The organism is Streptomyces diversicolor (genome assembly GCF_057537855.1).
On sequence record NZ_BAAJXA010000016.1, the window covers coordinates 93,235 to 119,312 of the forward strand.

The window sequence follows — 26,078 nt, forward strand, 5'->3', positions numbered from 1 at the left end:
GCGCAGCTCAGGATGAATCAGGTGTAAGCGTCCGTGACACGCAAAAGGGGCCGGGTCCGATCACTCGACCGGACCCGGCCCCCGGGCTCACCAGCGCACGGCTACAACAAGCCGTCCCACATCTGCTCCAGCAGCACCGACCACCAGCTCTCCGGCGAACCGAGCGCCGCCGGATCGAGAGAGGCGAGCTGCGCCTGGAAATCGACGGTCCAGCGACCCGCCTGCTCCTGGTTCAGGCCGTACCGCAGCCGCCACATCCGGCCGAGCAGCGCCAGACAGCGCGCGAACTCCGGCAGACCGGTGTTCACGAACTGCGGCGGCACCGGCGCCCCACCCGGCCCCGCCTCCACCGGCACGGCCACGATGTTCGCCGTGCCGTACTGCACACAGACCGCCCGGCCGAAGTCGGTGCCCATCACCAGATACGAACCCGCGTCCGCGGCGGGCCGCACCCCGCGCTCCTGCGCCAGCTCCGCCAGCGTCGGCACCGGACGGCCCGGCTGGGCCTGCGCCCAGAAGAACGGACCCACGTCCACCGGCAGCCCCGCCACGACCAGCGTGTGCGCCACGACCGGCGGCACCCCCTGCCGGGACACCGCGGCCTGCTCGAAGTGGAACACGCCCGGCCCGAACGCCGCCGCCAGCTCCTGCGCGACCCCCTCCGGCGGGACCGGCGGCGCCGCCTGCACCGGAGGCAGCGGCGCCCGCACCGGCGCCGGCCGCGCGGGACCGTCCGCCACCTGATGCAACTCGCCCTGATGCGCGAGCAGTTGCCGCATACCCTGCTGCCGGCTCGCATGGTCCGTGCCGTACGGCGCGATGCTCGTGATGCGCGCCTGCGGCCACTGCTCGCGGATCATCCGCGCGCAGTAGGCGCCCGGCAGCTCACAGGACTCCAGCTCCGTGTGCAGCTCAAGCACCTGGTCCGGCGGGACGTTCATGGCGCGCAGCTCGTGGAAGATCTGCCACTCCGGGTGCGGCGTGCCCGGCGCCGAACGCCGGATCAGCTGCTGCTCGGAACCGTCCTGCGCGCGGTAGCGCAGCACGGCCTGATACCCCGGGCCGACCGTCGGCTGCGCCTGCTGCGGATAGCCGTACGCGGGCGGCGGAACCGCACCGGGCGGCGCCGGCGGGGCACCCGGGGGCACACCGGGAGCGCCCGGCGCACCGGGTACGCCGTGCGGCGGCGGAGGCATACCGGGTCCGCCCACCGGGGGCCCGCCCACCGGGGGCGCGGCCAGCACGGTCTCGGCATGGTGCACGGGAGTCGGCTGCCCGGCACCACCAACGGAAGGCACACCCGGAACACCCGGCGGATTCGACGCACCAGGGGGCTGCGGGGCTCCGGGGGCGCCGGGAGGCTGCGGGGGGCCAGGCGGATTCGGCGCACCCTGTTGCGGGGCTCCGGGAGACTGCGGCCCACCAGGGGCGCCCGGGGGCTGCGGGGGTCCGGGGCGCTGCGGGGCGCCGCCGCCCGTGCCGCCGCCCGCCATCCGGCTCGGGTCGGCCAGCACGGTCGCCGCCTGGTGCACGCTGCCGGCAGGGGTGTCACCCGGGGCACCCGGCGGGTTCGGGGCACCGGGTCCGGTGCCGCCGGGTCCGTCCGGGCCGAGCGACGACACGAGCCGCGTCGGTACGTACCCGCCGGGCGGCGTGGCCGGCCCACCCGGCGGCGGCGTGCTTCCCGGCCGTACGCCCGGGGTGCCCGGAGCGCCCGGCGGCGGAGGCGGCGCGCCCATAGCGCCGCCACGACGCGGCGGCGCGGCCTTGCTCGTGGCGGCGTCCGCGATGTCCCCCGCGGCGGCCGCAGGCGCGGGACTGCCCTGCGGGAATCCCGACGGCGGCGGAGTACTGCCGCCCTGCGGCACACCCGGGGGCGGAGGAGTGCCCTGCGGGAACCCCGGAGGCGGCGGCGTGGCGGGGCCCTGCGCAGGCGGCGGGGCGGCCGGCCCGGCACCCGGAGGCGGCGTGCCGGGACCACCCGGACCCTGCGGATAGCCGTACGGGGGCGCGCCCGGCGGAGGCGCGGGCATGCTCCCCGGCGCGCCCGGCACAGGCGCAGGCATGCCACCCGGCGGAGGCGGCGGCGTGTTGCCCGGTGCGGACGGCGGCGTACTGCCCGGCCCACCCTGCACGGGTGCAGGCGGAGCCATGCTCCCCGGTGCGGGCGGCGGCGTACTCCCCGGCGCGCCCGGCGGTGGCGCGGGCATGCTCCCCGGCGCGCCCGGTGCGGGCGGCGGTGTGCTGCCCTGGGGGCCCGGGGGGTTCGGGGCGTCGACGGCCGGGGCGACCGTCGTGCGTGGCAGCTGGCTGCCGCCCGACATCAGCGCCGTCTTGGCGTCCGGCGCGGCGGCGGGCGGCACGTCGTCGTCCGAGTCACCCACCGGCGACGAGAACACCGTCGCCGGCAGCGGCACCGACCGGTCCTCACCCGCGTCCGCGTTGGTGTCCGTGCCCGCCCAGGGCGTCGCGCCCACCGGAGCGCCGGGCGCCACCCGCCCGGCACCCTCCTCGGCACCACCCCCGGCGGCCGGCCACGCAGAACCAGAACCACCCCCCGCACCCGACGACGCACCAGGCGCCGCACCAGGCGCCGCATCGGACGCGGACGGCCCGACCGGAACCCCGGCCTGCGTCTCGGGCAGCGCGCCGCCGCCCGCCGCCCGCCGATCCGGAATGCCCAGCTTGTCGGCCGCCTCCTGAAGCCACTCCGGTGGAGTCAACAAGAACGACGTCTGATTGAGATCCACCCGCGCCGCAGGCGCCGGCGGCGCCTCGGCCACGCCCGCCTCACGGCCGTACTCCTCCTCGTACCGGCGGATCACCTCACCCACCGGCAGCGCCGGCCACAGCGTGGCCTCACCACTGTCCCGGGCGATCACGAGCCGCTGCCCGCCCGCATCCGAACGCGGACCCTCCGCCCGGTCCTCCCCCCACACCACGAAACCGAGTTCGAACTCCCGCACCCGCACCTCACGATGCTGATACGCGGGCACGTCCCCGTTGACCCACTCCTCCGCGCGCTCCTGCGCCTGCGCAAACGTCACCATCGAAAGCTCACTCCCCCGCAGACCCGGCCGACACCACCGGCACCGCACGCGCGAAGCCGCCGTCCACCATCAGGTTCGCCACCGTATCCAGCTCCGGCGGACTACCCGCGAGCCGCGACAAAAAGGCATCGAAGTCCTCACCGCACGGCAGCAGCAGCCGCGCCACCCGCTCCGCAGGCGGCCACGCCGGATCCACGTCCCGCGCGTCGTCGTACGCGCAGAACCACACCGAACCCGTCCGCTCACCCTTGACCTTCACCGCGAGCAGCCCGCCCTGCACAAAGGCCACACCCAGATAGTCCTTGGTCAGATGATCCCGCAGGCACTTGTTCACATACACCAGGTCATTGACCGCCGCCTCGTCCCGCACCGTGAAGAACGGCTGGTCCAGCAGCAGCCCCAACTCCGCGTCCAGCGCCGTCCCCACCGGCGCGCAACCACCCGCCGCCTTCAGGAACGAACGGTACGCGCCGGGCAGCCGGTACCCCAGGTCCTCCTCGACCCCCTGCACCTGCTGCTCCGTCACCGCCACCCCCGACTTCGGCAGCCCGAAGTGCGCCGGACGCGTCTCCTGCAACGGCCGCGTGCCCCGCTTGCCCTGGTCGACACGGGCCGTGGCGATCCCCCCGTGGTGCCGCAGCAGCGCCTTCACCTCGACCGGAACCAGTTCGAGCCGCCGCGAACCCGCCACGTGATGCCAGGTCCAGCCGTGCGGCGTGGCCACCTCCGGGACCGTGTCCCACAACTCGTGCCCCGCCGCCGACAGAGCCGCGTTCGCCGACACATAGTCCGTCAGCCGCAGTTCGTCCACACCGAAACCCTCCGGCGGATCGGCGATCTCCGCCGCCGCACGCGCATACGGCGAGAAGTCGGGATACCCGCGCTCGTCGACCCGTACCCCTCTCGGGTGGCGCGCCGCCCGAACCGGATCCGGGAAGTGCACGACCTGCCCGGCATAGGCCGCGTTCGGCGGCGCGGCTTGTTGCCCGAGCCGACCTGTCGTCATGGCGGTTGCCCCCTGCGGCACTCTGTACGAGCCGCGACCGCACCACGCACGGCGCGCCACGACCCGTATCCGACTGTCTCTCCAACGTCACCGACGCGTTGACCGCGCCCATCGCGGTGCCGACAGCCTATGCGGTACACGGACACCGGTCACCGGGCCTCCGCTTCCGTGACCAGAGGTCATCCCACCGTGACAGTCCACCCAAACCCGGGCGTGTCGCGCCGCCCCAGCTTCCGCACCCGCCACGGCATTTGGCACTCTGTGTCCTTCGGGGGACGCCCGGGAGGGAAACGATCATGAACTCGACGCAGACGGGACCGCAGGCGAACGCCCGCGCCGAAACACGGGCCGGCGGCGCCGACAGCGCCTCCGGCGACCCCCGCATCGACTGGAGCCACACCGAGTCACCCCAGGTGCCCGCCCTCCTCCACCGACGCGACGGCATCCTGCCGACCGTCGCCGCCGCCCTGTCCGTACGCGGCGCCACCCTCACCGGCACCGCCGCCCGCGGCGACCAGACCCCGCCCCTGCACCCGCTCGTCCAGGACTTCCTCGACACCCTCACCAGCGACCAGCGGGACCGCTTCACCGGCCGCTGCGCCGAGACCATCCTCATCTCCCGCCACATCGCCGCCGCCGACGCCGCACGCAGCAAGCGCGCCGCCCGCAAACCGATGACCAACGGCGAAGCCCGCAAAGCCCTCAAGCAGGCCAAGCTCACCACCCGCTGGATACGCGAGGACGGCGACCCCCTGCACGGCAGCTTCGCCACACCCTGCCGCGCCTGCACCGCCCTGAGCGCCCACTTCGGCGTCCGCGTCGTCGACCCGGCCACGACAGACCGCTGAACACCCCAGGGCCGGCCCGCGTACCCATCCCCGACACCCCCGACACCCTCACCGCCCCACACCCGCACGACCGGAACCACCCGCACCACCGCAAGATCTCGACGAACGAAGGGCAGATGCACACCGACCGCACCACCTCCACCCGCTTCGCCGTGCCCGTCGACGCCGCCCTGCGCGCCGCCGGCTGGCAGCCCGGACGCTGGGACATAAAACAGGCCGAAATCTGGGCCGACGCCCTGCGCGCCCACATCTCACCCGCCGGCCACCGGCACGCCGTCTTCCCCGCGGCCGTCGAAGCCTGGGCCGAATTCGGCGGACTCCGCATCGCCCCCACCGGCCCCGGCCGACAGATCGCACCCGCCGCACTGCACCTCGAACCGCTGCACGGCCTGCACCTCGCCCGCACCCTCGGCGACCTCGGCCGCGCCCTGGACACCGAACTGTGCCCACTCGGCGAGGAGACCGACACCGGCGCACTGCTCGCCATCGACGCCGAAGGCCGCGTCTACACCCTCGACCACACCGGCGACTGGTACCTCGGCCCGGACATCGACCGCGCCCTCACCACACTCATCGCAGGCACCCAGCCCACCCGCCTGACAGCGGCCTGACCCACCCGGCACACACGCGCCGGCCAGCAGGACACACAGCGCAATCCGGACGTACGGGGAATCCGGACGCAGGGGGAATCCGCACCCGGACGCACACGGCGCGGCCCGCCGCCCGAAGCGCGAGGACCGCCCAGCGACACGCGGGCCGCGAAGATCACACCGCCGGAATCACCGCCGACACCCGAAAACCCCCCGCGTCCGTCGGACCCGACACAAAAACACCGCCCAGCGCCACGACCCGCTCCCGCATCCCCAGCAGACCGTTGCCACCGGACGGCAACCCCGCCGCCGACGCCGACGCCGGCTCGGGCGGCGGCTCGTTCTCCACCTGCATCGCGATCTCCGCACCACGATGCGCCAGCCGCACATGCGTCTTCGCGCCCGCCGCATGCTTGTGCACGTTCGTCAACGCCTCCTGCACCACCCGGTACGCCGTCTGCTCGACCTCCCGCGCATACGACCGCAGCTCACCCTCCACCGACAGATTCACCACCATGCCCGCCGCAGCCGACTGCCCGATCAACTCATCCAGTTCCGACAGACACGGCCCCTCCCCCGCACCCTCCTCGGCCACCGCCCGCGACGCCGCCGCCGCAGCGACCGCCTCCACAGCCGCAAGCGGCACCGGCTCCGCACGCCGCACCGAACCGTCCCCCGACCGCAACACCCCCAGCATCTCCCGCAGTTCCGTCAACGCCTGCCGCCCCATGTCCCCGACCAACGCCGCGTTCTTCACGGCCTTCTCCGGATCCTTGCGCGCCACCGCCTGCAACGCCGCCGCATGCACCACCATCAGACTCACCCGATGCGCGACCACGTCATGCATCTCCCGCGCGATCCGCGTGCGCTCCTCGTTACGCGCCCACTCGGCCCGCTCCTCGGCCCGCTCCGCAAGCAACTGCAGCTCACGCTCCAGACTGTCCGCCCGCTCCCGCAAGCTCTCCATCAACCGCCGCCGCGCCCCCACATACAGCCCCAGCAGCACCGGAGGCGCCGTCATACCCAGCGACGTCGTGATCGACGCGAACGGCTCGAACCAGTCACCCAGCGTCAGATCCCCGCGCGCCATGTCCTGCCGCACCCGCACAAACGTGACGATCATCGTCCCGACGAACGACATACCGGCCAGCGCCACGATGATCCGGCGCGGCAGCTCGGCGGCGGCCAGGGTGTACAGGCCGACCAGACCCATCAGGAAACCCATCTGCGCCGGCGTGATCGCGATCGCCACCAGCACCACGGCGATCGGCCACTTCCTGCGCAGCACCAGCACCGAACCGGCCAGCAGACCGAACAGGACCCCGGCCGGCACCGGGATCCCCGCGTCCCGCGCGAACGGCACACCCTCCGCCGCGCACTCCGCGGCCGACACCACCGCGAGGCCGCCGTCCAGCAGTGCGCTGCGCCACCTCGCCCACCACCACGGCCCGGTCACGGCCGCCGTGTGCTCTTCCCCCGTCGTGGTCATGCGTCCAGCCTACGGGCGGCGGGCGCCGCTTATCGGGTGAGTTTTGCGTACCCGCTCACAGCACACTCCGTGAGCGCACCGTTGCGAAGCCTCCCCGTATCCCTCGAACTGGTGAACCATCCCCGTTCGACTCCGGAACGACCCATTCCGGCCGGACGGTATGCCCATGGCACATCCACCGGGCAAATACACCGACTTCGAGTCCCTACGCGAACAGGCGATCGCGCTGCGGCGCGGCGGCTACAGCCTTCGGCAGATCCGGGACGAACTGAAGATCTTCAACAACGACATCCTCAACCAGCTAGTGAAGGGCGAACCACCACCTGAATGGACAAAACGCCCCCGCGCGAAGGACGACCTACGCGAAAAAGCGCGGGAGCTACGCCTCCGGGGCTGGACATACGACCAGATCGAGGCAGAACTCGGCTGCTCGAAGAGCTCGGTCTCCCTCTGGGTACGGGACCTCCCGAAGCCGGAGCGCAGGCGCAGCCGCGAGGAAGCGGCGTCCATCGCCAAGAAGGGCTGGGAGGCGAGGCTCCGCCTCCGCGACGAGGAACGGCAGCAGACGAAGAGCACCGCCCGCGACTCCATCGGCAACCTGTCGCCCCGCGAGCTGTTCCTGGTCGGGGTCGGCCTCTACTGGGCCGAGGGCAGCAAGGACAAGCCCTACGCCCGCCGCGAGAACGTCACCTTCGTCAACAGCGACCCCGGCATGATCAGGGTCTTCCTCGCCTGGCTCGACCTACTCGGCGTCGAGCGCGAGCGGCACCGCTACACCGTCATGATCCATGAGAGCGCGGACGTGGCGGCTGCCGAGCAGTACTGGGCCCGAACTCATCGGCGCCGACGGCGCCCTGTTCAACAAGACGACACTCAAGAAGCACAACCCCAAGACAGTCCGCAAAAACACCGGCGACGGCTATCACGGCTGCCTCGTGATCAAAGTCTTGAAGAGCGCCGACTTGTACCGTCGCATCGAGGGCTGGTGGTGCGGCATAGTAGGTGTCGCGACCTCAGCGGAGTAGGCAAATGTCCGTTTTAGGTCGTTAAGCACTCCCCTGTGGTGTAATGGGCAACACGGGTCACTTTGGATGATTTATTCCAGGTTCGAGTCCTGGCAGGGGAGCCACAGCGCACAAGACCCAGGTTCGGGCCCTGACCGGTGTTGTCAGGGCCCGCTCTCGTGTCGTCTGCGAAACGCCCCGGTATCCTGCGGGTGTCACCCCCGCCCGTCAAAGCCGAAAGGCAACTCCGTGAGCGCCATTCGCCCGGCAGCCGTCGTCGTTCTCGCAGCGGGTGAGGGCACCCGTATGAAGTCGGCCACACCCAAGGTGCTGCATCAGATCTGCGGCCGCTCCCTGGTCGGCCATGTGCTCGCCGCGGCACGCGAGTTGAAGCCGCAGGACCTGGTCGTCGTCGTGGGTCACGCGCGCGAGCAGGTCGCCGCGCACCTCGGTGAGCTGGATCCGCAGGCGCGGACGGCGGTGCAGGACCGGCAGAACGGCACGGGGCACGCGGTGCGCATGGCCGTGGAGGAGCTGGGCGGCGCCGTCGAGGGGACGGTGGTCGTGGTCTGCGGGGACACTCCGCTGCTCACGGGTGAGACGCTGCGCCGGCTCACCGACACCCATCACGCCGACGGCAACGCGGTCACGGTGCTGACGGCGGAGGTGCCGGATGCGACGGGGTACGGGCGGATCGTCCGTGACGGTGCTTCCGGTGCGGTGACGGCGATCGTGGAGCACAAGGACGCCGACGAGTCGCAGCGTGCGATCCGTGAGATCAATTCGGGTGTGTTCGCGTTCGACGGGCAGTTGCTGGCGCAGGCTCTGGGCAAGTTGCGCACGGACAACAGTCAGGGTGAGGAGTATCTGACGGATGTGCTCGGGATTCTGCGGGAGGCGGGGCATCGGGTCGGTGCTTCGGTGGCCGCTGATCACCGGGAGATCGCGGGGATCAACAACCGTGTGCAGTTGGCGCAGGCGCGTCGGATTCTGAACGACCGGCTGCTGGAGCGGGCCATGCTGGCGGGGGTGACCGTGGTGGATCCGGCGACGACGTGGGTGGATGTGACGGTGTCGTTCGAGCAGGACGCGGTGGTTCATCCGGGTACGGAGTTGCATGGTGCGACGCGGATCGGTGAGGGCGCGGAGGTCGGGCCGAACACGCGGTTGACGGATACCCGGGTGGGTGCCGGTGCCCGGGTGGATACGACGGTGGCGGACCGGGCGCAGATCGGTGCGGGGGCGAGTGTGGGTCCGTTCGCGTATTTGCGTCCTGGTAGTCGTCTGGGTGCCGGGTCGAAGGTGGGCACGTTCGTGGAGACGAAGAACGCGGCGATCGGGGAGGGCACGAAGGTTCCGCATCTGTCGTATGTGGGGGATGCGACGATCGGTGAGTACACGAATATCGGTGCGGCGAGTGTGTTTGTGAACTATGACGGTCAGGACAAGCATCACACGTCGGTCGGTTCGCACTGCCGTACCGGTGCGGACAACATGTTTGTGGCGCCGGTCACGGTGGGGGACGGTGCTTATACCGCCGCGGGGTCGGTGATCACGAAGGATGTGCCGCCCGGTTCGTTGGCTGTGGCCCGTGGTCAGCAGCGGAATATCGAGGGTTGGGTGGCGCGTAAGCGTCCGGGGAGTGCTGCGGCGAGGGCGGCGGAGGCGGTGGCGCGGCAGGGGGTTGGCGAGGACTGACCGGAAACGGGTACGTGAAAGACGGCGTACCGTGATAAGTGCACACCCGCACCCACCAGCTGAGTTGGCCTCTCCTGTCTTGCGGAGGGGTCGCTCGACGGCTGAGACACCTCTGAGGAGACAGTGCTGTGACCGGGATCAAGACGACCGGCGAGAAGAAGATGATGTTCTTCTCCGGCCGCGCCCACCCCGAGCTTGCCGAGGAGGTCGCCCACCAGCTGGGTGTCGGGGTTGTCCCGACGAAGGCCTTCGACTTCGCGAATGGCGAGATCTATGTGCGGTATCAGGAGTCGGCGCGTGGTGCGGACTGTTTCCTGATCCAGAGCCATACGGCGCCGATCAATAAGTGGATCATGGAGCAGTTGATCATGATCGACGCGTTGAAGCGTGCGTCGGCCCGCTCCATCACGGTGATCGTGCCGTTCTACGGTTATGCGCGTCAGGACAAGAAGCACCGCGGGCGTGAGCCGATCTCGGCGCGGTTGATCGCGGATCTGATGAAGACGGCGGGTGCGGACCGCATCCTGACGGTGGACCTGCACACGGATCAGATCCAGGGGTTCTTCGACGGTCCTGTCGATCATCTCTTCGCGTTGCCGCTGCTTGCGGACTATGTGGGGGCGAAGGTGGATCGGGCGAAGCTGACGGTGGTGTCGCCGGATGCGGGCCGGGTCCGGGTGGCCGATCGCTGGTGTGACCGGCTCGGTGCGCCGCTGGCGATCGTGCACAAGCGGCGTGACAAGGATGTGGCGAACCAGGTGACGGTGCACGAGGTGGTGGGTGAGGTCAAGGGCCGGGTGTGTGTGCTGGTCGATGACATGATCGACACCGGTGGGACGATCTGTGCGGCGGCGGACGCGTTGTTCGCGCATGGTGCGGAGGATGTCATCGTGACGGCGACGCATGGTGTGCTGTCGGGTCCGGCGGCGGACCGGTTGAAGAATTCGCGGGTGGGTGAGTTCGTGTTCACCAATACGCTGCCGACGCCGGGGGAGCTGGGCCGGGATCTGGACAAGATCACTGTTCTGTCGATCGCTCCGACGATCGCCAGTGCGGTGCGTGAGGTGTTCGAGGACGGCTCGGTGACGAGTCTCTTCGACGAGCAGTGAGGTTTCTTCAGGGTGTTCCGGGGGTGCGGGCGTGCCGCGCCCCGGCGGGGGCACCGTCGAGCTGAAGATCCTTTTGGGTGCGGCCTTCTTCGCCGAGTACACTTCTCGGGTTGCTCGGCGAGGGAGGCCGTGTCCCGTTTTCCGCGGGTGCGGTGGTCCGTTATCGACGCGCTCTTCGTAGCAGGCCGTTCGTGGCCGGGTGACCACGTTCCTGTCTACCTCTACGAGGAGTGATCATGTCCGAGGTGAAGCTCGCCGCCCAGACGCGCACCGAGTTCGGCAAGGGTGCCGCGCGCCGTGTCCGCCGCGACAACAAGGTTCCGGGTGTGCTGTACGGTCACGGTGCGCAGCCGCTGCACCTGACCCTGCCGGGCCATGAGCTGCTGCTGGCGCTGCGCACGCCGAACGTTCTGATTTCCCTGGACATCGACGGCAAGTCCAACGAGCTGGCGATTCCGAAGGCCGTGCAGCGTGACCCGCTGAAGGGTTTCCTGGAGCACGTCGACCTGCTGCTGGTCAAGCGCGGTGAGAAGGTCACGGTCGAGATTCCCGTGCACACCGAGGGTGAGCTGGCTCCGGGCGGCAACCTGCTGGAGCATGTGCTGGCCGCGCTGCCGGTCGAGGCCGAGGCCACCCACATTCCCGAGTCCGTCACGGTGTCCGTCGAGGGCCTGGCGGCCGGCGCGTCCATCCACGCCAAGGACATCGTGCTGCCGTCGGGTTCGACCCTGGCGGTGGACGAGGACGCGGTGGTGCTTCAGGTCCTGGCCGCGCAGGCCGAGGAGGCCGCGGAGGAGGCCGCCGAGGGCGAAGAGGCCGCCGAGGCCTGAGCCTGATCGGACCGTCGGCATCGGCGGGGCCGGGCGCTCGTTGGCCGAGTGTCCGGTGCTGTCGGTGCCTACCGTTCCGCCCGTGCGGGACGGCCGCCCACAGCGGTGTGCAGCCGCTGCTTCCCCGGGGAGCAGCGGCTGCATCGCATTGCGAGGAGACATGGACGTGACCAGCCCCGCCAGTGGCCCCTGGCTGATCGTCGGGCTCGGGAATCCCGGGCCGGAGTACGCGATGAACCGGCACAATGTCGGTTTCATGGTGGTGGACCTGCTCGCGGAGCGGATCGGGGGGAAGTTCAAGCGGGCCCAGAAGGCGCAGGCGCAGGTCGTGGAGGGCCGGATCGGTCCGCCCGGTCCGGCGAACCGGCGGGTGGTCCTCGCCAAGCCGATGTCGTACATGAACCTGTCGGGTGGTCCGGTGAACGGGCTGCGGGACTTCTTCAAGGTGCCGGTCGCGAACGTGGTGGCGGTGCATGACGAGTTGGACATCGACTACGGCGTGCTCAGGCTCAAGCTGGGCGGCGGGGACAACGGGCACAACGGGTTGAAGTCGATCACCAAGGCGATGGGGGCGGACTATCACCGGGTGCGGTTCGGGATCGGGCGGCCGCCTGGGCGGATGCCGGTGGCCGACTTCGTGCTGAAGGACTTCTCGTCGGCGGAGCGCAAGGAGTTGGACTACTTCGTGGATCGTGCGGCGGACGCGGTGGAGTGTCTGGTGATCGAGGGGCTGGAGCGGGCGCAAAGCTCGTACAACTCCTGACTTGTCCGGCCGTCGGCGGCCGCGGAGTTGACCGATCGGAGGGCCATGGCCAATGATCCCGGCCATGCCCGCCACAGCCGCCACGTCCCGTCAGTCCTCGGTCGCCGCGCTGCGGTTCGGCCGGCTCGCGGCGATGGGGGCCGTCACCGTGCTGATCCTGGTCGCGGGTGTGTGGGGGTCTTGGGGGACCGCGCAGCACGTGATGCTGACGAAGGGCCGGGAGAGCGGCACGATCAAGGTGACGGGCTGTGCGCGGGAGACCTGTTCCGGGCCGTTCACGCCGGGTTCGGCGGGGGCGAGGGCCCGTGGGCGGGTGGTGATCGCGCGGGGCGTGGCGGTGCGCAGGGGCGAGACGTACGCGGTGGTGGTGAAGCCGGGCACCGACGAGGTCGTACGGTCCGGTCCGGCCGGGGTCCTGAACGCGTGGGTGCCGCTGGGCGGCGCCCTGCTGCTGGCCTCGGTGGTGGTCGCGGGCGGCCTGCGCCTGACCCGCCTCGCCTGGCTCCTGGCCGCCTCCGGCCTGCTCCTGGTCACCGCCACCTTCCTCACCCTCTGACCCGACCCCAGCAAGCCCACCCCCTGGCCCCCTCGCACCACACGACAGCACCCCGGCTCGCGGAGAGCGTGCTGGTGGCGCCGCCGGGGGTGCAGGCGGGGCAGCCGGTGGCGCGTGGACCCGCCGCGACACCTTGACCCCCGCGACGATCACCCCCACCACGCCGGCCCACCCCATCCGACGCCCGAACCCCGCACACGACAGCGCCCCCGCTCGGACAGCGTGCCGAAGGCATCGCCGGAGCGTGCGGTCGGCGGCAGCCGGTGGTGCGTGGACCCGCCGCGACACCTTGACCCCCGCGACGATCACCCCCCACCACGCCGGCCCACCCCATCCGACGCCCGAACCCCGCGCACCACAGCGCCCCCGCTCGGAGAGCGTGCCGGAGGCGTCGCCGGGGCGTCGGGGCGGCGGCAGCCGGTGGTGCTCTGGGCCGCCGCGACGCCACCGCCGACCTCAGGCCCGTGCGACGATCAGCGGCCGTCACGGCCGGATGCGGTCTGGCCCGGCTCATCACCGCCCTGCCCAGGTCCTCGGGAATCCGTGCACGACGCCGGCGCCGGCTTCCGCGGCGAGCGTGCCAGGGGCTCCGTCTCGTGTATGTGGCAGCGCCCCGGCTCGGGGAGAGTGAGCGGGGGCGCTGTCGGGGTGGGGTCAGCCTGTGTTGCGCAGGCCGGCCGCTACGCCGTTGACCGTGAGGAGGAGGGCGCGGGCCAGGAGTGGGTCGGGCTGTTCGCCCGCGGTGGCGGCGTCGCGTTGCCGCTTGAGGAGGGTGACCTGGAGGTAGGAGATGGGATCGAGGTAGGCGTCGCGGATGGCGAAGGTCTGCTTCAGTACGGGCTGGGCGTCGAGCAGTTCGCTCTCGCCGGTGATCCGCAGGACCTCGTGGACCGTCAGGTCGTGTTCGGCGGTGATGGTGTCGAAGACGTGCCGCAGTTCGTCGGGCACCAGGGTGTCGACGTAGTGGCGGGCGATCCGCAGGTCGGTCTTGGCGAGTGTCATCTCGACGTTGGAGATGAAGTTGCGGAAGAAGTGCCACTGTTCGTGCATTTCGGCGAGGACGGTGTCGAGGCCGGCCTCGCGCAGGGCCTTGAGGCCGGAGCCGACGCCGAACCAGCCGGGGACGATCTGCCGCGACTGGGTCCAGCCGAACACCCAGGGGATGGCGCGCAGTCCGTCGAGTCCGGCCCCGGAGTCGGGGCGGCGCGAGGGCCGGGAGCCGAGGTGCAGGTCGGCGAGCTGGTCGACCGGGGTGGAGGCGAAGAAGTACGCCGGCAGGTCGGGGTCCTCGACGAGTCTGCGGTAGGCGGAGTGCGCGGCGTCGGAGACGACGTCCATGGCGGCGTCCCAGCGGGCGAGGGCTTCCACGGACTGCCGGGGCGCGGTGTGCAGGGCGGATGCCTGGAGGGTGGCGGCGACGGTCAGTTCCAGGTTCTCCCGGGCCAGCGCGGGCACGAGGTACTTGTCGGAGATGACCTCGCCCTGTTCGGTGACCTTGATCTCGCCTTCGAGGGTGCCCCAGGGCTGGGCGAGGATGGCGTCGTGGGAGGGGCCGCCGCCGCGTCCGACGGTGCCGCCGCGGCCGTGGAAGAGCCGCAGCCGCACCCCGTAGCGGTGGGCGACGTCGCGCAGCCGGCGCTGGGCGCGGTGGATCTCCCACTGGCTGGTGGTGATGCCGCCGAACTTGGAGGAGTCGGAGTAGCCGAGCATGACCTCCTGGACGTCCCCGCGCAGCGCGACGAGCCGCCGGTAGGACGGGTCGGAGAGCATGTCCTCCAGGATGGTGTCGGCGGCCTTCAGCTCGTCGGTGGTCTCCAGCAGCGGCACGATCCCGATCTTCGCCCAGCCGGCGTGCAGGTCGATCAGGCCGGCCTCGCGGGCGAGGACGGCGGCGGCGAAGACGTCGTCGGCGCCCTGGCACATCGAGATGATGTACGACTCGACGACCTCGGGTCCGAAGATCTCCAGGGCGCGCTTGACGGTCTGGAAGACGCCGAGGGTCTTCGCGCCCGCGGCGTCCACGGGTGCCGGGGTGGGCGCGAGCGGCCGGCGGGAGCGCAGTTCCTTGGCGAGCAGCTTGGCCCGGTACTCGCGGGGCATGTCGGCGTAGCGCCAGGACTCCTCGCCGAGCCGGTCGAAGAGCTGGCCGAGGGCGTGGTGGTGGGCGTCCGCGTGTTCGCGTACGTCCATGGTGGCGAGCTGGAGGCCGAAGGCGGCCAGGGTGCGGATGTTGCGGCCGAGGCGGCCGTCGGCGAACAGGCCGCCGCGGTGTTCCCTCAGGGAGGTCTGGATGAGCCTCAGGTCGGCGAGGAGTTCGGCGGTGCCGAGGTAGTCGCGGCCTGCTTCGTGGGGGGTGCCGGTGGCCAGCCGCTGCTTGGTGTTGACGAGCTTCTGGCGGACGCAGGTGGCCTTGAGCCGGTAGGGCTCCTCGGCGTTGAGCCGCTTGTAGCGGGGGCTGATCTCGGGCAGCAGTTCCAGGTCGGTGGCCAGGGACTGGAGCAGTTCCTCGGTGGCGCCGGTGTAGCGGATGGAGTTGGACAGGAAGCCGCGCAGTTCGTCGATCATCTCCAGGGCGTCGTTGATGCCGTGTTCGTGCTGGAGGATGAGGACGTCCCAGGTGACGTCGGGGGTGACGTTGGGGTTGCCGTCGCGGTCGCCGCCGATCCAGGTGCCGAAGGTGAGCGGCCGGGTGTCGTCGGGGAGGCGGACGCCGACGCGTTCGAGTTCGGCCGTCAGGTCTTCGAGGACGTCGCCGACGGCGCCGGCGTGCAGTTCGTCGAGGTAGTAGATCGCGTTGCGGGCCTCGTCGGCGGGTTCGGGCCGTACGACCCGTAGTTCGTCGGTCTGCCAGACGAGGTCGATGTTCTCGGCGAGCCGGGTGTCGTGGCGGCGCCGGTCGGCCTCGATGACGGGGGTCTCCAGGAGCGCGGCGATGCGCCGGAGCTTGTTGAGGACGGAGCGGCGCGCGGCCTCGGTGGGGTGCGCCGTGAACACTGGGCGAACGTTCAGGTGCTCGACGGTCTGCCGCAGGTGGTCGGGGTCGGCGTCCTTGAGGCGGTCGGCGGTGCGGGCGAGCAGGCTGCCCTCGGCCGCGCGCCGGGCCCGCAGTTCGCGTCCGCGGTGGACCTGTTCGGTGACGTTGGCGAGGTGGAAGTAGGTGGAGAAGGCGCGTACCAGCTTGGCGGCCGTCTCCAGTTCGGTGCCCCGCAGCAGCTCGGCGGCGGCTTCGCCGTCCTCGCGGGTGAGGCGGCGGACCTTCTCGACCAGTTCGAGCAGTTCGGGGCCCTCCTGCCTGACCAGGGTCTCGCCGAGGAGGTCACCCAGTCGCCGGATATCGGCGCGCAGCTCGCTGCTGGTCGTGGTGGTCTGATCGTCGGCACTGCTCACAGGTGCGGCTCCTTGCAGTGTGGAAACTGATCCGGGAGGGAACCCGGTGGTCCGCCGCGCGGCGGGTGGGCCGCATACGGGCGGGACAGCCGGGAAGAAATCAGAGCGGACCGCGCTGTCCGACCGATTCCAAGGATAGGTGTCCATGCGGACGCGCAGGTTCTCGGGCTCTTGCCGCCGCACGCGGCGCTGCCATACTTACGACGCCGTAGGTTACGGAACCGTAGGGAAGCCCACCCGGCCTCCCGCCGGTTCCGGCGGCCCGGTACCCGTCTCGGCCCTCGACCCCCCAGGGGACGCCCCATGACCACCCGTTCCGATGTGATCGACGACGCCCAGAAGGCCACCGACCCGTCTCTTCCGTCCGCCACGCTGGGTGGCGAGCAGAAGCGCTCGATCGAGCAGATCACGCTGCTGCTGTTCATCACCGTCCCCTTCCTCGCGCTGCTCGCGGCGGTGCCGCTGGCCTGGGGCTGGGGGGTCAGCTGGCTGGATCTCGGCCTGCTGGTGTTCTTCTACTTCCTCGGCTGCCACGGCATCACGATCGGTTTCCACCGCTATTTCACCCACGGTTCGTTCAAGGCGAAGCGGCCTTTGCGGATCGCCCTGGCGATCATGGGGTCGCTGGCGGTCGAGGGTCCCCTGGTGCGCTGGGTGGCCGATCACCGCAAGCATCACAAGTTCTCCGACGCGGAGGGCGACCCGCACTCTCCGTGGCGCTACGGGGAGACGGTGCCCGCCCTGATGAAGGGGCTGTGGTGGGCGCACATCGGCTGGATGTTCGACGAGGAGCAGACGCCGCAGGACAAGTACGCGCCGGATCTGATCAAGGATGGGGCGATCCGTGCCGTCTCCCGCCAGTTCGTGCTGTGGACGATGGTGTCGCTGCTGCTGCCCGCGCTGATCGGCGGTCTGGTCACGATGTCCTGGTGGGGCGCGTGCACGGCGTTCTTCTGGGGGTCCCTGGTCCGGGTGGCGCTGCTGCACCATGTGACCTGGTCGATCAACTCGATCTGCCACGCGGTCGGCAAGCGGCCCTTCAGGTCGCGGGACCGTTCGGGCAACGTGTGGTGGCTTGCGGTCCTGTCGTGCGGCGAGTCCTGGCACAATCTGCACCACGCGGATCCGACGTCGGCGCGGCACGGTGTGGAGCGCGGCCAGGTGGACTCCTCGGCGCGGATCATCCGCTGGTTCGAGCTGCTCGGCTGGGCGCATGATGTGCGCTGGCCGTCACGCTCGCGTATCGATTCGCGCCGCAACACCGGGGAAGACGGCTCCCGGCGCGGGACGGAGACCGCGAAGACGGCATGATTGACGCCGTGGCGACCGACTCCAGCACTCCCAGTCCCGACAAGCCGCGGCGAGCGCGTCGCACCCGTATGACCGGTGCCGAGCGCCGCCAGCAGCTGCTGGAGATCGGTCGCACCCTCTTCGCGGCGAAGGGTTTCGAAGGCACCTCGGTGGAGGAGATCGCGGCGAAGGCCGGGGTGTCCAAGCCGGTGGTCTACGAGCACTTCGGCGGCAAGGAGGGGCTGTACGCGGTGGTGGTCGACCGCGAGATGCGGCGCCTGCTGGACATGGTCACCAGTTCGCTCACGGCCGGGCACCCCCGGGAGCTGTGCGAGCAGGCCGCGTTCGCGCTGCTGGACTACATCGAGGAGTACACGGACGGCTTCCGGATCCTGGTCCGCGACTCTCCCATCCCGCAGTCGACGGGTTCCTTCGCGTCTCTCATCTCGGACATCGCCACGCAGGTGGAGGACATCCTGGGCCGCGAGTTCAAGAGCCGCGGTTTTGATCCGAAGCTGGCTCCGCTGTATGCGCAGGCCCTGGTCGGGATGGTCGCGCTGACCGGGCAGTGGTGGCTGGACGTGCGCCGCCCGAAGAAGGCGGAGGTGGCCGCGCACCTGGTGAACCTGGCCTGGCACGGCCTGGACGGACTGGAACCCAAACCCCGCCTGATCGGCCACCGCAGGTCCTGAGCGGACGGCTCCGCCGAAGCCCGGGACACTCCAGCCGCTTTCGGCAAGGCCCACGCACCGGCGCCCTGCCGCCCCGGCGGGACGACGAGACGGCCCGCCGGGGCCCCGATACGCCCGTGCCACGCAGCCCGGAGCGGGCGGGCGCCGCCGTGGCGTCGATGCCCGTGGCACGCAGCTCGGGAGGGGCGACGGCCGCGGCACGCGGCCCGGGGTGGGCGGGCGAGCCACCGGAGCCCCGACGCCCGGGCCGCACGGCCCGGAGCAGGCGAGGCAGACCGACGAGGCGCCGACGTCCGCGGCACGCTCCCGCGAGCCGGGCGCGCCTCCGGAGCCCTGATCACCGTGCCGCCCCGGACGGGGACGCTCCGCGGACGACGAGTCGGCCCGCCGGGGCCCCGATACGCCCGTGCCACGCAGCCCGGAGCGGGCGAGGCGGACCGCCGGGGCGCCAACGTCCGCGGCACGCAGCCCGGGGGTGGGCGGGCGAGCCACCGGAGCCCCGACGCCCGGGCCACACGGCCCGGAGCAGGCGAGGCAGACCGACGACGCGCCGACGTCCGCGGCACGCTCCCCCGAGCGAGGCGCGCCCCCGGAGCCCTGATCACCGTCCCGCCCCCGACGGGAACGCCCCACGGACGACGAGACGGCCCGCCGGGGCCCCGATACGCCCGCGCCACGCAGCCCGGAGCAGGCGAGACGGACCAACGAGGCGCCAACGTCCGCGGCACGCAGCCCGGGACGGGCGGGCGAGCCACCGGAGCCCCGACGCCCAGGCCGCACGGCCCGGAGCAGGCGAGACGGACCGACGACGCGCCGACGTCCGCGGCACGCTCCCGCGAGCGGGGCGCGCCCCCGGAACCCTGATCACCGTCCCGCCCCGGACGGGAACGCCCCACGGACGACGAAACGGCCCGCCGGGGCCCCGATACGCCCGTGCCACGCAGCCCGGAGCGGGCGAGGCGGACCGCCGGGGCGCCAACGTCCGTGGCACGCGGGGTGCTGATCGCACTGGCGGACGCTCTCACCGACGACCGAATCGCCGGATCTGGGCACCCTGGCCACCGCCGCGACGCGCCAGGACGCGGAGGGGAACCTGGCGGACGCCCTGGCCGGCGAAGCGGACCGCCAGATCTGGCACCCGGCCGCCGCCATGACAGGTCAGGACGCGGACTGGCACCTGGCCGCTGCCGCGTCGGGGCAGGGCGGGGAGGGTGTCGACGGCTTGGTGGGGAGCGACAAGCACGCAGGTGTCCGGGACGGTACGCGGCGCGGAGGCGCGCGGCCGGTGCCTGCCGCCACGACGGTCCGCTCACCGACCCGGTCCGCTGCGGATGGCGGGCGGGCAGCTCGGTGTGGTGGTCAGGGCTGCTTTGTGGCCACCGTGAACAGGCGGCGGAAGGGCAGCACGGTGCCGTATTCGGTGCTTGGGTAGGCGCTGCGCAGCAGGGTGCGGTATTCGTCGAGGAACGCGTCCCGGGACTCGGGGTCGTCCGACAGGGCGGTGAGGACGGGTCGCAGTCCGGTGCCTTTGACCCAGTCGAGGACGGGGTCCTCACCAGTCAGGACGTGGAAGTACGTCGTCTCCCACACGTCGGCGGTGCAGCCGAGGCGGGTCAGGCGGTCCAGGTAGACGGCGGGGAGGTGGACGGAGTCCTCGTGGCGCAGGACGTGGGCGAGGCGGGCCTTCCAGCGGGGGGCGGCGGCGAGTTCGCGCATCAGGGCGTGCAGGGGCGCGTCGATGTTGTGCGGCACCTGGAAGGCGAGGGTGCCGCCGGGGGCGAGGGCGTCCAGCCAGGCCGGGAAGGCGTCCAGGTGGCCGGGGACCCATTGCAGGGCGGCGTTGGAGACGATCAGGTCGTAGGTCTCGGCGGGCACCCAGTCGGTGGCGTCCGCGTGGGCGAAGTCGAGGCGTCCGCCGCCGGGAGTGCGACCGGCGTGCGCCTGGGCGTCGGCGAGCATCTGCGGGGAGTTGTCGTAGCCGGTGATGTGCGCGGCGGGCCAGCGGTCGGCGAGCAGGCGGGTGACGTTGCCGGGGCCGCAGCCGAGGTCGGCGATGCGGGGGGCGGCGGCGGGCGGGTCGGGGACGCGGGCCAGCAGGTCGGTGAAGGGGCGGGCGCGGTGGCCGGCGTGACGGAGGTACTGGGCGGGGTCCCAGGTGGGGCGCGCGGCGGGCATGGCGGGCTCCTCGGAGTCGTACACCGTTGTGATCGCCACTCTGCCCCGCCATACACCTTGACGTCAAGATACTTGACCTCAAGAGACTTCATGTCGACACAACCACTACACTGATCGGCATGGAGGACGAGGTCGATCGGCTGGTCGCAGCGTGGCGCCGGGAGCGCCCGGACCTCGACGTGGAACCGCTTGAGGTGCTGAGCCGGGTGAGCAGGCTGGCCCGGCACCTGGACCGGGCGCGCCGGCTGGCCTTCGCCGAGCACCAGCTGGAGCCCTGGGAGTTCGACGTGCTGACCGCGCTGAGGCGGGCGGGCACGCCGTACCAGCTCTCCCCCGGGCAGCTGCTCACCCAGACCCTGGTCACCTCGGGCACGATGACGAACCGCATCGACCGGCTGGCCAAGAAGGGCCTGGTCGAGCGGCTGCCCGACCCCAGCGACCGGCGCGGTGTGCTGGTCCGCCTCACCCGGGAGGGCCAGGACCGCGCGGACCAGGCGCTGGCGGGCCTGCTGGAGCAGGAGCGGGCGATCCTCGCGGAACTCTCCCGCGCCCAGCGCACCGAACTGGCCGCGCTGCTACGCCAGTTGACAGCCCCCTTCGACAACATCCCCGGTTAGCCCCCAGCCGGCCGCCTCCCGTACCGGCGGTACGCGTGGTACGCCAAGCGCTCCGCTGGACAGGGGCGCGGGGAACCGCGCGACCGGCCACGGCGGTGCCGCGGACGACCGACGGCGCATCACGAGGCGTGCGATCAGGCCGTGTTGGGCTGCCGGGGGCTGGGGGCCAGGTCGGCCGGGCCGACGCCGGCTCGGCGGGCCAGGGCCACGGCGGCGAGGGTGGAGTGGACGCCCAGCTTGCCGAGGACGTTCTGCATATGGGTGCGCACCGTGTGCGGGGACAGGAACAGCCGCTCGGCGACCGCCTTGCGGCCGAGCCCGGCGACCATGCAGCGCAGCACCTCCCGCTCCCGCGGGGTCAGCGACTCGACCAGCCGCTCGCTCTCGGTGCGGTGCTTGCGGGCGGCGGTCAACTCGCGCAGTACGCCGGTGAGCAGCGCGGGCGGCAGATGCGTCTCGTCGCGCAGGACGCCCCGGATGACGCCCAGCAGCCGCGACAGCGAGCAGTCCTTGGCGACCCAGCCGGACGCGCCGGCCTGGAGCGCGAGGGCGGCGCGGCGCGGGTCGTCCCGCTCGGCGAGGACCACGGTCCGTACCCCGGGGTGCGTCGAACGGACGCCCGCGACCAGCGAGATCCCGTCCACCAGCCCCTCTTCGTTGCTGGCCTGCACCGGCACCGCCGGCCGGGCCCCGGGCACATGACCGCCCAGGTCGGCGTCGACGAGCAGCACGTCGAAGCGGCGGCCCTCGCCGGCCGCCCGCTCCAGGCAGCGCAGCGCCGCCGGGCCGCTGCCGGCCGCGGAGACCTCCACGTCCGGCTCGGCGGCCAGGGCCGCGGCCAGCGACTCGGCGAAGATGCGGTGGTCGTCCACGACCAGGACTCGGATGCGCACCATGAAACCCCCTTCCCCGTGCTCTCGAAGAGCAGGGGACACCCCAAGGTCCGGAGAACGACGACCTCGCGGGTACGACGCTGTGGTGGGCGGGGCCGGCCGCACGGCCGCCGCCGTGCAGTCACTGCTACCCCCACCGCGGGCGTCGTACCCGCCTGTCTCGCCCCCTGATCAGCACCGGCCCCCACCGGTACCGTTCACCAGAGTACGGCCGGGCGCCGTCAGGGGAAGGTGATGTGCGGAACTGGCCGCCCGGCGCGTTTATGGTGTGCCGCATGTTTCGTATTGAGGCAGAAGTCGACAAGGCCCGACGCGATCTGCTCCGTTCCCGGCTGCGGGACACCAATACGGCGGCGTCCCCCGTGCTTGCCGCCCTGCGCGGCACGCCCGGCGCACGCGAAGTCCCCCTGCATGTCTGGGCGGTGGACGCCGCGGGGGAACTGGCCGGCGGGCTGGTCGGCCACACCTGGGCGGCCTGGCTGCATGTGACCTATCTGTGGGTCGACGGCCGGTACCGCGGGGCGGGCCTCGGCGCGCGGCTGCTCACGGAGGCCGAGCGGCTGGCCGGGCGGGACCGGGGCTGCCGGGCGGCCCGTGTGGAGACCTGGGACTTCCAGGCCCCGGAGTTCTACCGCAAGCAGGGCTACGAGGTGGTGGGCGTGATCCCCGACTATCCGCCGGGGATCACCGAGTACACCCTGACCAGGCGGCTGCGCTGACCCCGGGTCACACCAGCCGGCGGGCGCCCGCCGCGGGCACCGCCTCGAAGGTGCGCGGTGCCGTGAAGCCGGCCGCGGCGAACGCGGCCTCGACCGCCTTGGTGATCGCGTCGGCGTCGCCCGCCTCGGCCAGCACGATCGCCGAGCCGCCGAAGCCGCCGCCGGTCATCCGCGCGCCCAGCGCGCCCGCCTCCAGCGCCGTGTCCACCACGAGGTCCAGTTCGGGGCCGGAGATGCGGAAGTCGTCCCGCAGGGAGGCGTGGCCCTCGGTCAGGAGCGGGCCGATCGCGCGGGTGTCGCCCGATTCCAGCAGGGACACGACCCGCTCCACCCGGTGGTCCTCGGTGACGACATGGCGGACCAGCCGGCGCACCTCCTCCTCGTCGCCGAGCCGGGCCAGTGCGGCGTCCAGCCCGTCGTAGGGCACGTCCCGCAGCGCGTCCACGCCGAGCAGGGCCGCGCCCTTCTCGCAGCCGGCCCGCCGCTTGCCGTACTCGCCGTCGCTGTGGGCGTGTTTGACCCGGGTGTCGACGACCAGCAGGCGCATGCCCTCGGCGGCCAGGTCGAAGGGGATCTGCCGCTGGGACAGGTCGCGGGTGTCGAGGAACAGGGCATGGCCCTCGGTGCAGCAGGCGGCGGCGGTCTGGTCCATGATGCCGGTGGGCGCACCGACGTAGACGTTCTCGGCGCGCTGGCACAGGCGGGCCAACTGCCAGCGCTGAAGGCCGAGTTCGTACAGGTCGTTCAGGGCGAGCGCCACCACGACCTCCAGGGCCGCCGACGACGACAGGCCGGCGCCGGCGGGGACCGTCGAGGCCAGGTGGATGTCGGCGCCGGTCACCGGGTGGCCCGCCTCGCGCAGGGCCCAGAACACGCCCGCGGGGTACGCCGTCCAGGTGCGGTCCGACTCCGGGGCCAGCTCGTCCAGCCGGAGTTCCACGACACCGCCCGCGGTGCCTGCGGTGGCTGCTGTGGCTGCGGTGGCTTCTACGTTCGCCGAGTGCAGCCGCAGCACGCCGTCGGTGCGGCGCGAGACGGCGGCGACGGTCGTGTGCGGCAGCGCGAACGGCATGACGAAGCCGTCGTTGTAGTCGGTGTGCTCGCCGATCAGATTGACCCGGCCGGGCGCCGACCAGACGCCCTCCGGTTCGCCTCCGTACAGCCCGACGAAGCCGTCCCGCACCTGCTGTGCCCCCACTAGCGCTCCTCCACGATGCTCTGCGCGAACTCCCATGCGTCCGCGACGATCCCCGCGAGGTCCGCGCGGGACGGGTTCCAGCCCAGTTTCTCGCGCGCCGTGCGCGCCGACGCCACCAGCACCGCCGGGTCGCCGCCGCGGCGCGGCGCGGCCACCTCAGGGACCGGGTGGCCGGTGACCCGGCGGACGGTCTCGATGACCTCGCGCACCGAGAAGCCGTTGCCGTTGCCCAGATTGCAGATCAGATGCTCGCCCGGGGTGGCGGCCCCGAGGGCCAGCAGATGGGCCTCGGCCAGGTCGGCGACGTGGATGTAGTCGCGGACGCAGGTGCCGTCCGGGGTCGGGTAGTCGTCGCCGTACACCGAGACGGCCTCGCGCCGGCCCTGGGCGACCTGGAGCACGAGCGGGATCAGGTGCGACTCGGGGTCGTGCCGCTCGCCGTAGGCGCCGTACGCGCCCGCCACGTTGAAGTAGCGCAGGGACACGGCGCCGAGGCCGTGGGCCGCCGCCTCGCCCGTGATCATGTGGTCGACGGCGAGCTTGGTGGCGCCGTAGGGGTTGGTCGGCTTCGTCGGGGCGCTCTCCGGGATCGGGATCTGCTCCGGCTCGCCGTAGGTGGCCGCCGTGGAGGAGAAGACCAGCGTGCGCACGCCCGTCTCGCGCATGGCGCCGAGCAGCGCCATGGTGCCGCCGACGTTGTTGTCCCAGTACTTCTCGGGCCGCGCCACCGACTCGCCGACCTGGGAGGAGGCGGCGAAGTGCAGGACGCCGTCGTAGGAGGAGTCGAGCCACTTGGCGGCGTCGCGGATGTCCCCCTCGACGAACGCGGCCCCGGCGGGGACGCCCTCGCGGAAGCCGGTGGAGAGGTTGTCGAGGACGGTGACCTCGTGACCGGCCTCCAGCAGGTGCTGGGCGACCACGCTGCCCACATAGCCCGCGCCGCCGGTGACCAGATACTTGCCGCTCATGAACTCGCTACCTCTCGCAGTCGCTGGGCCGCGCGCTCCGGCGGCACGTCGTTGATGAACACGCTCATGCCCGACTCGGAACCCGCGAGGAACTTCAGCTTGCCCGATGTCCGGCGGATGGTGAAAAGCTCCAGGTGCAGCGCGAAGTCGTCGCGCGTCACACCGTCGAACTCGTCCAGCGTGCCGAACGGCGCCTGGTGCCAGGCCGCGATGTAGGGCGTCGGGGGCTCGCCCTCGCCGAAGATCCGGTCGAAGCGCTTCAAGAGTTCCAGATAGACCTGGGGGAACTCTGTGCGGGCCGGCTCGTCGAGGCCGAGCAGATCGGGGACCCGGCGCTTCGGGTACAGGTGGACCTCGTAGGGCCAGTGCGCCGCGTACGGCACGAACGCCGCCCAGTGTTCACCCTCCAGGACGACCCGCTCGTCGGCGAGTTCACGCTCCAGGACGGCGTCGAAAAGGTTCTCGCCGCCGGTCGCCTCCTTGTGGGTCGCAAGGGAGCGCAGCATCAGTGCGGTGCGCGGGGTGGTGAAGGGGTAGGCGTAGATCTGGCCGTGCGGGTGCCCGAGCGTCACACCGATCTCCTCGCCGCGGTTCTCGAAGCAGAACACCTGCTCCACGGAGGGCAGATGGGACAGTTCCGAGGTCCGGTCGGTCCATGCGTCCAGGACGAGGCGCGCCTGGTCCTCGCTCAGGTCAGCGAAGGAGGAGTCGTGGTCCGAGGTGAAGCAGACGACCTCGCAGCGGCCGGAGTCCTGGGCCAGCGACGGGAAGCGGTTCTCGAAGACGACGACGTCGTAGGAGGAGTCGGGGATCTCGCTCAGCCGGCCGTCCCGGGTGGGGCACAGCGGGCACTCGTCGGCGGGCGGGTGGTAGGTGCGGCCCTGGCGGTGCGAGGCGATCGCGACGGCGTCGCCGAGCAGCGGGTCGTGGCGGATCTCGGAGGTCGTCACGGTCCGCTCCAGCGGCCGGCGGTCCACCGCGCCGCGCACCGTGTCGTCCCGCAGGTCGTAGTAGATCAGCTCACGACCGTCGGCCAGCAGGGTCGAGGTCTTCTTCACGCCGGACTCCTCTGTGCCCGCACCCAATCAATCAACACAACCAAACATAACAGATCACAAGTCCACATCTCATTCGACCATCACAATCAAACAAAGAACACCATCAGAACTGTTCAATATCTGAACACAGAGGCGTAG

Annotated in this window: 20 protein-coding genes, 1 tRNA gene and 1 pseudogene; 13 read left to right on the top strand and 9 right to left on the bottom strand. The window is 71.7% G+C overall.

Annotated features, from left to right (window positions below):
• Nucleotides 1-101 precede the first annotated feature (101 nt).
• Both AC27LF_RS20385 and AC27LF_RS20390 read right to left on the bottom strand, forming a co-directional pair.
• Complete coding sequence (locus AC27LF_RS20385; RefSeq protein ID WP_479659319.1) at nucleotides 102-3,050, bottom strand: SUKH-4 family immunity protein; 2,949 nt, start codon at nucleotides 3,048-3,050, stop codon at nucleotides 102-104.
• Between the two features lie 7 nt (nucleotides 3,051-3,057).
• Nucleotides 3,058-4,056 carry an SMI1/KNR4 family protein gene (locus tag AC27LF_RS20390; RefSeq protein WP_404027119.1) on the bottom strand — a complete coding sequence of 333 codons (999 nt, stop codon included), beginning with the start codon at nucleotides 4,054-4,056 and terminating at the stop codon, nucleotides 3,058-3,060.
• A 296-nt stretch (nucleotides 4,057-4,352) separates the two neighbouring features.
• Here AC27LF_RS20390 and AC27LF_RS20395 point away from each other — a divergent pair, with 296 nt between their 5' ends.
• Entirely contained in the window at nucleotides 4,353-4,904 is a 552-nt protein-coding gene (locus AC27LF_RS20395) for a YwqJ-related putative deaminase (RefSeq protein ID WP_479659318.1), read from the top strand.
• Between the two features lie 116 nt (nucleotides 4,905-5,020).
• Complete coding sequence (locus AC27LF_RS20400) at nucleotides 5,021-5,515, top strand: SUKH-3 domain-containing protein (RefSeq protein WP_479659317.1); 495 nt, start codon at nucleotides 5,021-5,023, stop codon at nucleotides 5,513-5,515.
• A 154-nt stretch (nucleotides 5,516-5,669) separates the two neighbouring features.
• Here the strand turns inward: AC27LF_RS20400 and AC27LF_RS20405 are convergent, their stop codons facing one another.
• The gene (locus AC27LF_RS20405) at nucleotides 5,670-6,983 is read right to left on the bottom strand and encodes a sensor histidine kinase (RefSeq protein WP_479659316.1); all 1,314 of its coding nucleotides are present in this window, start codon (nucleotides 6,981-6,983) and stop codon (nucleotides 5,670-5,672) included.
• 166 nt (nucleotides 6,984-7,149) lie between these two features.
• Between AC27LF_RS20405 and AC27LF_RS20410 the strand changes: the two are divergent.
• From AC27LF_RS20410 to AC27LF_RS20440, 7 genes and pseudogenes are all read left to right on the top strand, one after another.
• A pseudogene (locus AC27LF_RS20410) lies at nucleotides 7,150-8,008 on the top strand (hypothetical protein).
• Between the two features lie 29 nt (nucleotides 8,009-8,037).
• A tRNA-Gln gene (locus AC27LF_RS20415) sits at nucleotides 8,038-8,112 on the top strand.
• Nucleotides 8,113-8,236: 124 nt separating this feature from the next.
• Nucleotides 8,237-9,685, top strand: a complete 1,449-nt coding sequence (glmU, locus tag AC27LF_RS20420) for a bifunctional UDP-N-acetylglucosamine diphosphorylase/glucosamine-1-phosphate N-acetyltransferase GlmU (RefSeq protein WP_479659315.1) — start codon at nucleotides 8,237-8,239, stop codon at nucleotides 9,683-9,685.
• A gap of 128 nt (nucleotides 9,686-9,813) precedes the next feature.
• Nucleotides 9,814-10,794, top strand: coding sequence for a ribose-phosphate diphosphokinase (locus tag AC27LF_RS20425; RefSeq protein WP_404027131.1), 981 nt, complete (start codon nucleotides 9,814-9,816; stop codon nucleotides 10,792-10,794).
• A gap of 236 nt (nucleotides 10,795-11,030) precedes the next feature.
• Nucleotides 11,031-11,624, top strand: coding sequence for a 50S ribosomal protein L25/general stress protein Ctc (locus AC27LF_RS20430; RefSeq protein ID WP_479659314.1), 594 nt, complete (start codon nucleotides 11,031-11,033; stop codon nucleotides 11,622-11,624).
• A 160-nt stretch (nucleotides 11,625-11,784) separates the two neighbouring features.
• Entirely contained in the window at nucleotides 11,785-12,387 is a 603-nt protein-coding gene (gene pth / locus AC27LF_RS20435; protein ID WP_479659313.1) for an aminoacyl-tRNA hydrolase, read from the top strand.
• A 52-nt stretch (nucleotides 12,388-12,439) separates the two neighbouring features.
• Nucleotides 12,440-12,943 (top strand): hypothetical protein, encoded by a 504-nt coding sequence (locus AC27LF_RS20440; RefSeq protein ID WP_479659312.1) that lies wholly within the window; start codon nucleotides 12,440-12,442, stop codon nucleotides 12,941-12,943.
• A 654-nt stretch (nucleotides 12,944-13,597) separates the two neighbouring features.
• On the opposite strand, the gene ppc is transcribed toward AC27LF_RS20440, so the two are convergent.
• Nucleotides 13,598-16,330 carry a phosphoenolpyruvate carboxylase gene (gene ppc / locus AC27LF_RS20445; RefSeq protein WP_479659311.1) on the bottom strand — a complete coding sequence of 911 codons (2,733 nt, stop codon included), beginning with the start codon at nucleotides 16,328-16,330 and terminating at the stop codon, nucleotides 13,598-13,600.
• A gap of 303 nt (nucleotides 16,331-16,633) precedes the next feature.
• Between ppc and AC27LF_RS20450 the strand changes: the two genes are divergently transcribed.
• Nucleotides 16,634-17,641, top strand: a complete 1,008-nt coding sequence (locus AC27LF_RS20450; protein WP_479659310.1) for an acyl-CoA desaturase — start codon at nucleotides 16,634-16,636, stop codon at nucleotides 17,639-17,641.
• A complete protein-coding gene (locus tag AC27LF_RS20455; protein ID WP_479659309.1) occupies nucleotides 17,638-18,312 on the top strand; it encodes a TetR/AcrR family transcriptional regulator in 675 nt (224 codons plus the stop codon). The genes AC27LF_RS20450 and AC27LF_RS20455 overlap by 4 nt, the downstream gene beginning before the upstream one ends.
• A gap of 1,359 nt (nucleotides 18,313-19,671) precedes the next feature.
• Here the strand turns inward: AC27LF_RS20455 and AC27LF_RS20460 are convergent.
• Entirely contained in the window at nucleotides 19,672-20,487 is an 816-nt protein-coding gene (locus AC27LF_RS20460; RefSeq protein ID WP_479659338.1) for a trans-aconitate 2-methyltransferase, read from the bottom strand.
• Between the two features lie 119 nt (nucleotides 20,488-20,606).
• Here AC27LF_RS20460 and tamR point away from each other — a divergent pair, with 119 nt between their 5' ends.
• Nucleotides 20,607-21,104 carry a MarR family transcriptional regulator TamR gene (gene tamR, locus AC27LF_RS20465; RefSeq protein ID WP_479659308.1) on the top strand — a complete coding sequence of 166 codons (498 nt, stop codon included), beginning with the start codon at nucleotides 20,607-20,609 and terminating at the stop codon, nucleotides 21,102-21,104.
• 134 nt (nucleotides 21,105-21,238) lie between these two features.
• On the opposite strand, the gene AC27LF_RS20470 is transcribed toward tamR, so the two are convergent.
• On the bottom strand, nucleotides 21,239-22,000 hold the full coding sequence (locus tag AC27LF_RS20470; protein ID WP_479659307.1) for a LuxR C-terminal-related transcriptional regulator: 762 nt from the start codon (nucleotides 21,998-22,000) through the stop codon (nucleotides 21,239-21,241).
• 260 nt (nucleotides 22,001-22,260) lie between these two features.
• Here AC27LF_RS20470 and AC27LF_RS20475 point away from each other — a divergent pair, with 260 nt between their 5' ends.
• Nucleotides 22,261-22,716, top strand: a complete 456-nt coding sequence (locus AC27LF_RS20475; RefSeq protein ID WP_404027340.1) for a GNAT family N-acetyltransferase — start codon at nucleotides 22,261-22,263, stop codon at nucleotides 22,714-22,716.
• Nucleotides 22,717-22,723: 7 nt separating this feature from the next.
• On the opposite strand, the gene galK is transcribed toward AC27LF_RS20475, so the two are convergent.
• The 3 genes from galK to galT are packed head-to-tail and all read right to left on the bottom strand — an operon-like array spanning nucleotide 22,724 to nucleotide 25,940.
• Entirely contained in the window at nucleotides 22,724-23,914 is a 1,191-nt protein-coding gene (gene galK, locus AC27LF_RS20480) for a galactokinase (protein WP_479659306.1), read from the bottom strand.
• Nucleotides 23,914-24,882 carry a UDP-glucose 4-epimerase GalE gene (gene galE / locus AC27LF_RS20485; protein WP_479659305.1) on the bottom strand — a complete coding sequence of 323 codons (969 nt, stop codon included), beginning with the start codon at nucleotides 24,880-24,882 and terminating at the stop codon, nucleotides 23,914-23,916. Before galE ends, galK begins: the two co-directional genes overlap by 1 nt.
• Nucleotides 24,879-25,940: a galactose-1-phosphate uridylyltransferase gene (galT, locus tag AC27LF_RS20490; RefSeq protein ID WP_479659304.1), complete on the bottom strand. Its 1,062-nt coding sequence runs from the start codon at nucleotides 25,938-25,940 to the stop codon at nucleotides 24,879-24,881. Before galT ends, galE begins: the two co-directional genes overlap by 4 nt.
• Nucleotides 25,941-26,078 lie beyond the last annotated feature (138 nt).

Bases quoted from the DNA above. Each gene is read 5' to 3' on its own strand.
- AC27LF_RS20430 (WP_479659314.1), top strand. From the start codon at position 11,031: ATGTCCGAGGTGAAGCTCGCCGCCCAGACGCGCACCGAGTTCGGCAAG.
- AC27LF_RS20470 (WP_479659307.1), bottom strand. From the start codon at position 22,000: ATGGTGCGCATCCGAGTCCTGGTCGTGGACGACCACCGCATCTTCGCC.
- AC27LF_RS20400 (WP_479659317.1), top strand. From the start codon at position 5,021: ATGCACACCGACCGCACCACCTCCACCCGCTTCGCCGTGCCCGTCGAC.
- AC27LF_RS20390 (WP_404027119.1), bottom strand. From the start codon at position 4,056: ATGACGACAGGTCGGCTCGGGCAACAAGCCGCGCCGCCGAACGCGGCC.
- galE (WP_479659305.1), bottom strand. From the start codon at position 24,882: ATGAGCGGCAAGTATCTGGTCACCGGCGGCGCGGGCTATGTGGGCAGC.
- AC27LF_RS20450 (WP_479659310.1), top strand. From the start codon at position 16,634: ATGACCACCCGTTCCGATGTGATCGACGACGCCCAGAAGGCCACCGAC.
- AC27LF_RS20385 (WP_479659319.1), bottom strand. From the start codon at position 3,050: ATGGTGACGTTTGCGCAGGCGCAGGAGCGCGCGGAGGAGTGGGTCAAC.
- AC27LF_RS20440 (WP_479659312.1), top strand. From the start codon at position 12,440: ATGATCCCGGCCATGCCCGCCACAGCCGCCACGTCCCGTCAGTCCTCG.
- AC27LF_RS20455 (WP_479659309.1), top strand. From the start codon at position 17,638: ATGATTGACGCCGTGGCGACCGACTCCAGCACTCCCAGTCCCGACAAG.
- tamR (WP_479659308.1), top strand. From the start codon at position 20,607: ATGGAGGACGAGGTCGATCGGCTGGTCGCAGCGTGGCGCCGGGAGCGC.
- AC27LF_RS20395 (WP_479659318.1), top strand. From the start codon at position 4,353: ATGAACTCGACGCAGACGGGACCGCAGGCGAACGCCCGCGCCGAAACA.
- pth (WP_479659313.1), top strand. From the start codon at position 11,785: ATGGACGTGACCAGCCCCGCCAGTGGCCCCTGGCTGATCGTCGGGCTC.
- AC27LF_RS20405 (WP_479659316.1), bottom strand. From the start codon at position 6,983: ATGACCACGACGGGGGAAGAGCACACGGCGGCCGTGACCGGGCCGTGG.
- AC27LF_RS20475 (WP_404027340.1), top strand. From the start codon at position 22,261: ATGGTGTGCCGCATGTTTCGTATTGAGGCAGAAGTCGACAAGGCCCGA.
- AC27LF_RS20460 (WP_479659338.1), bottom strand. From the start codon at position 20,487: ATGCCCGCCGCGCGCCCCACCTGGGACCCCGCCCAGTACCTCCGTCAC.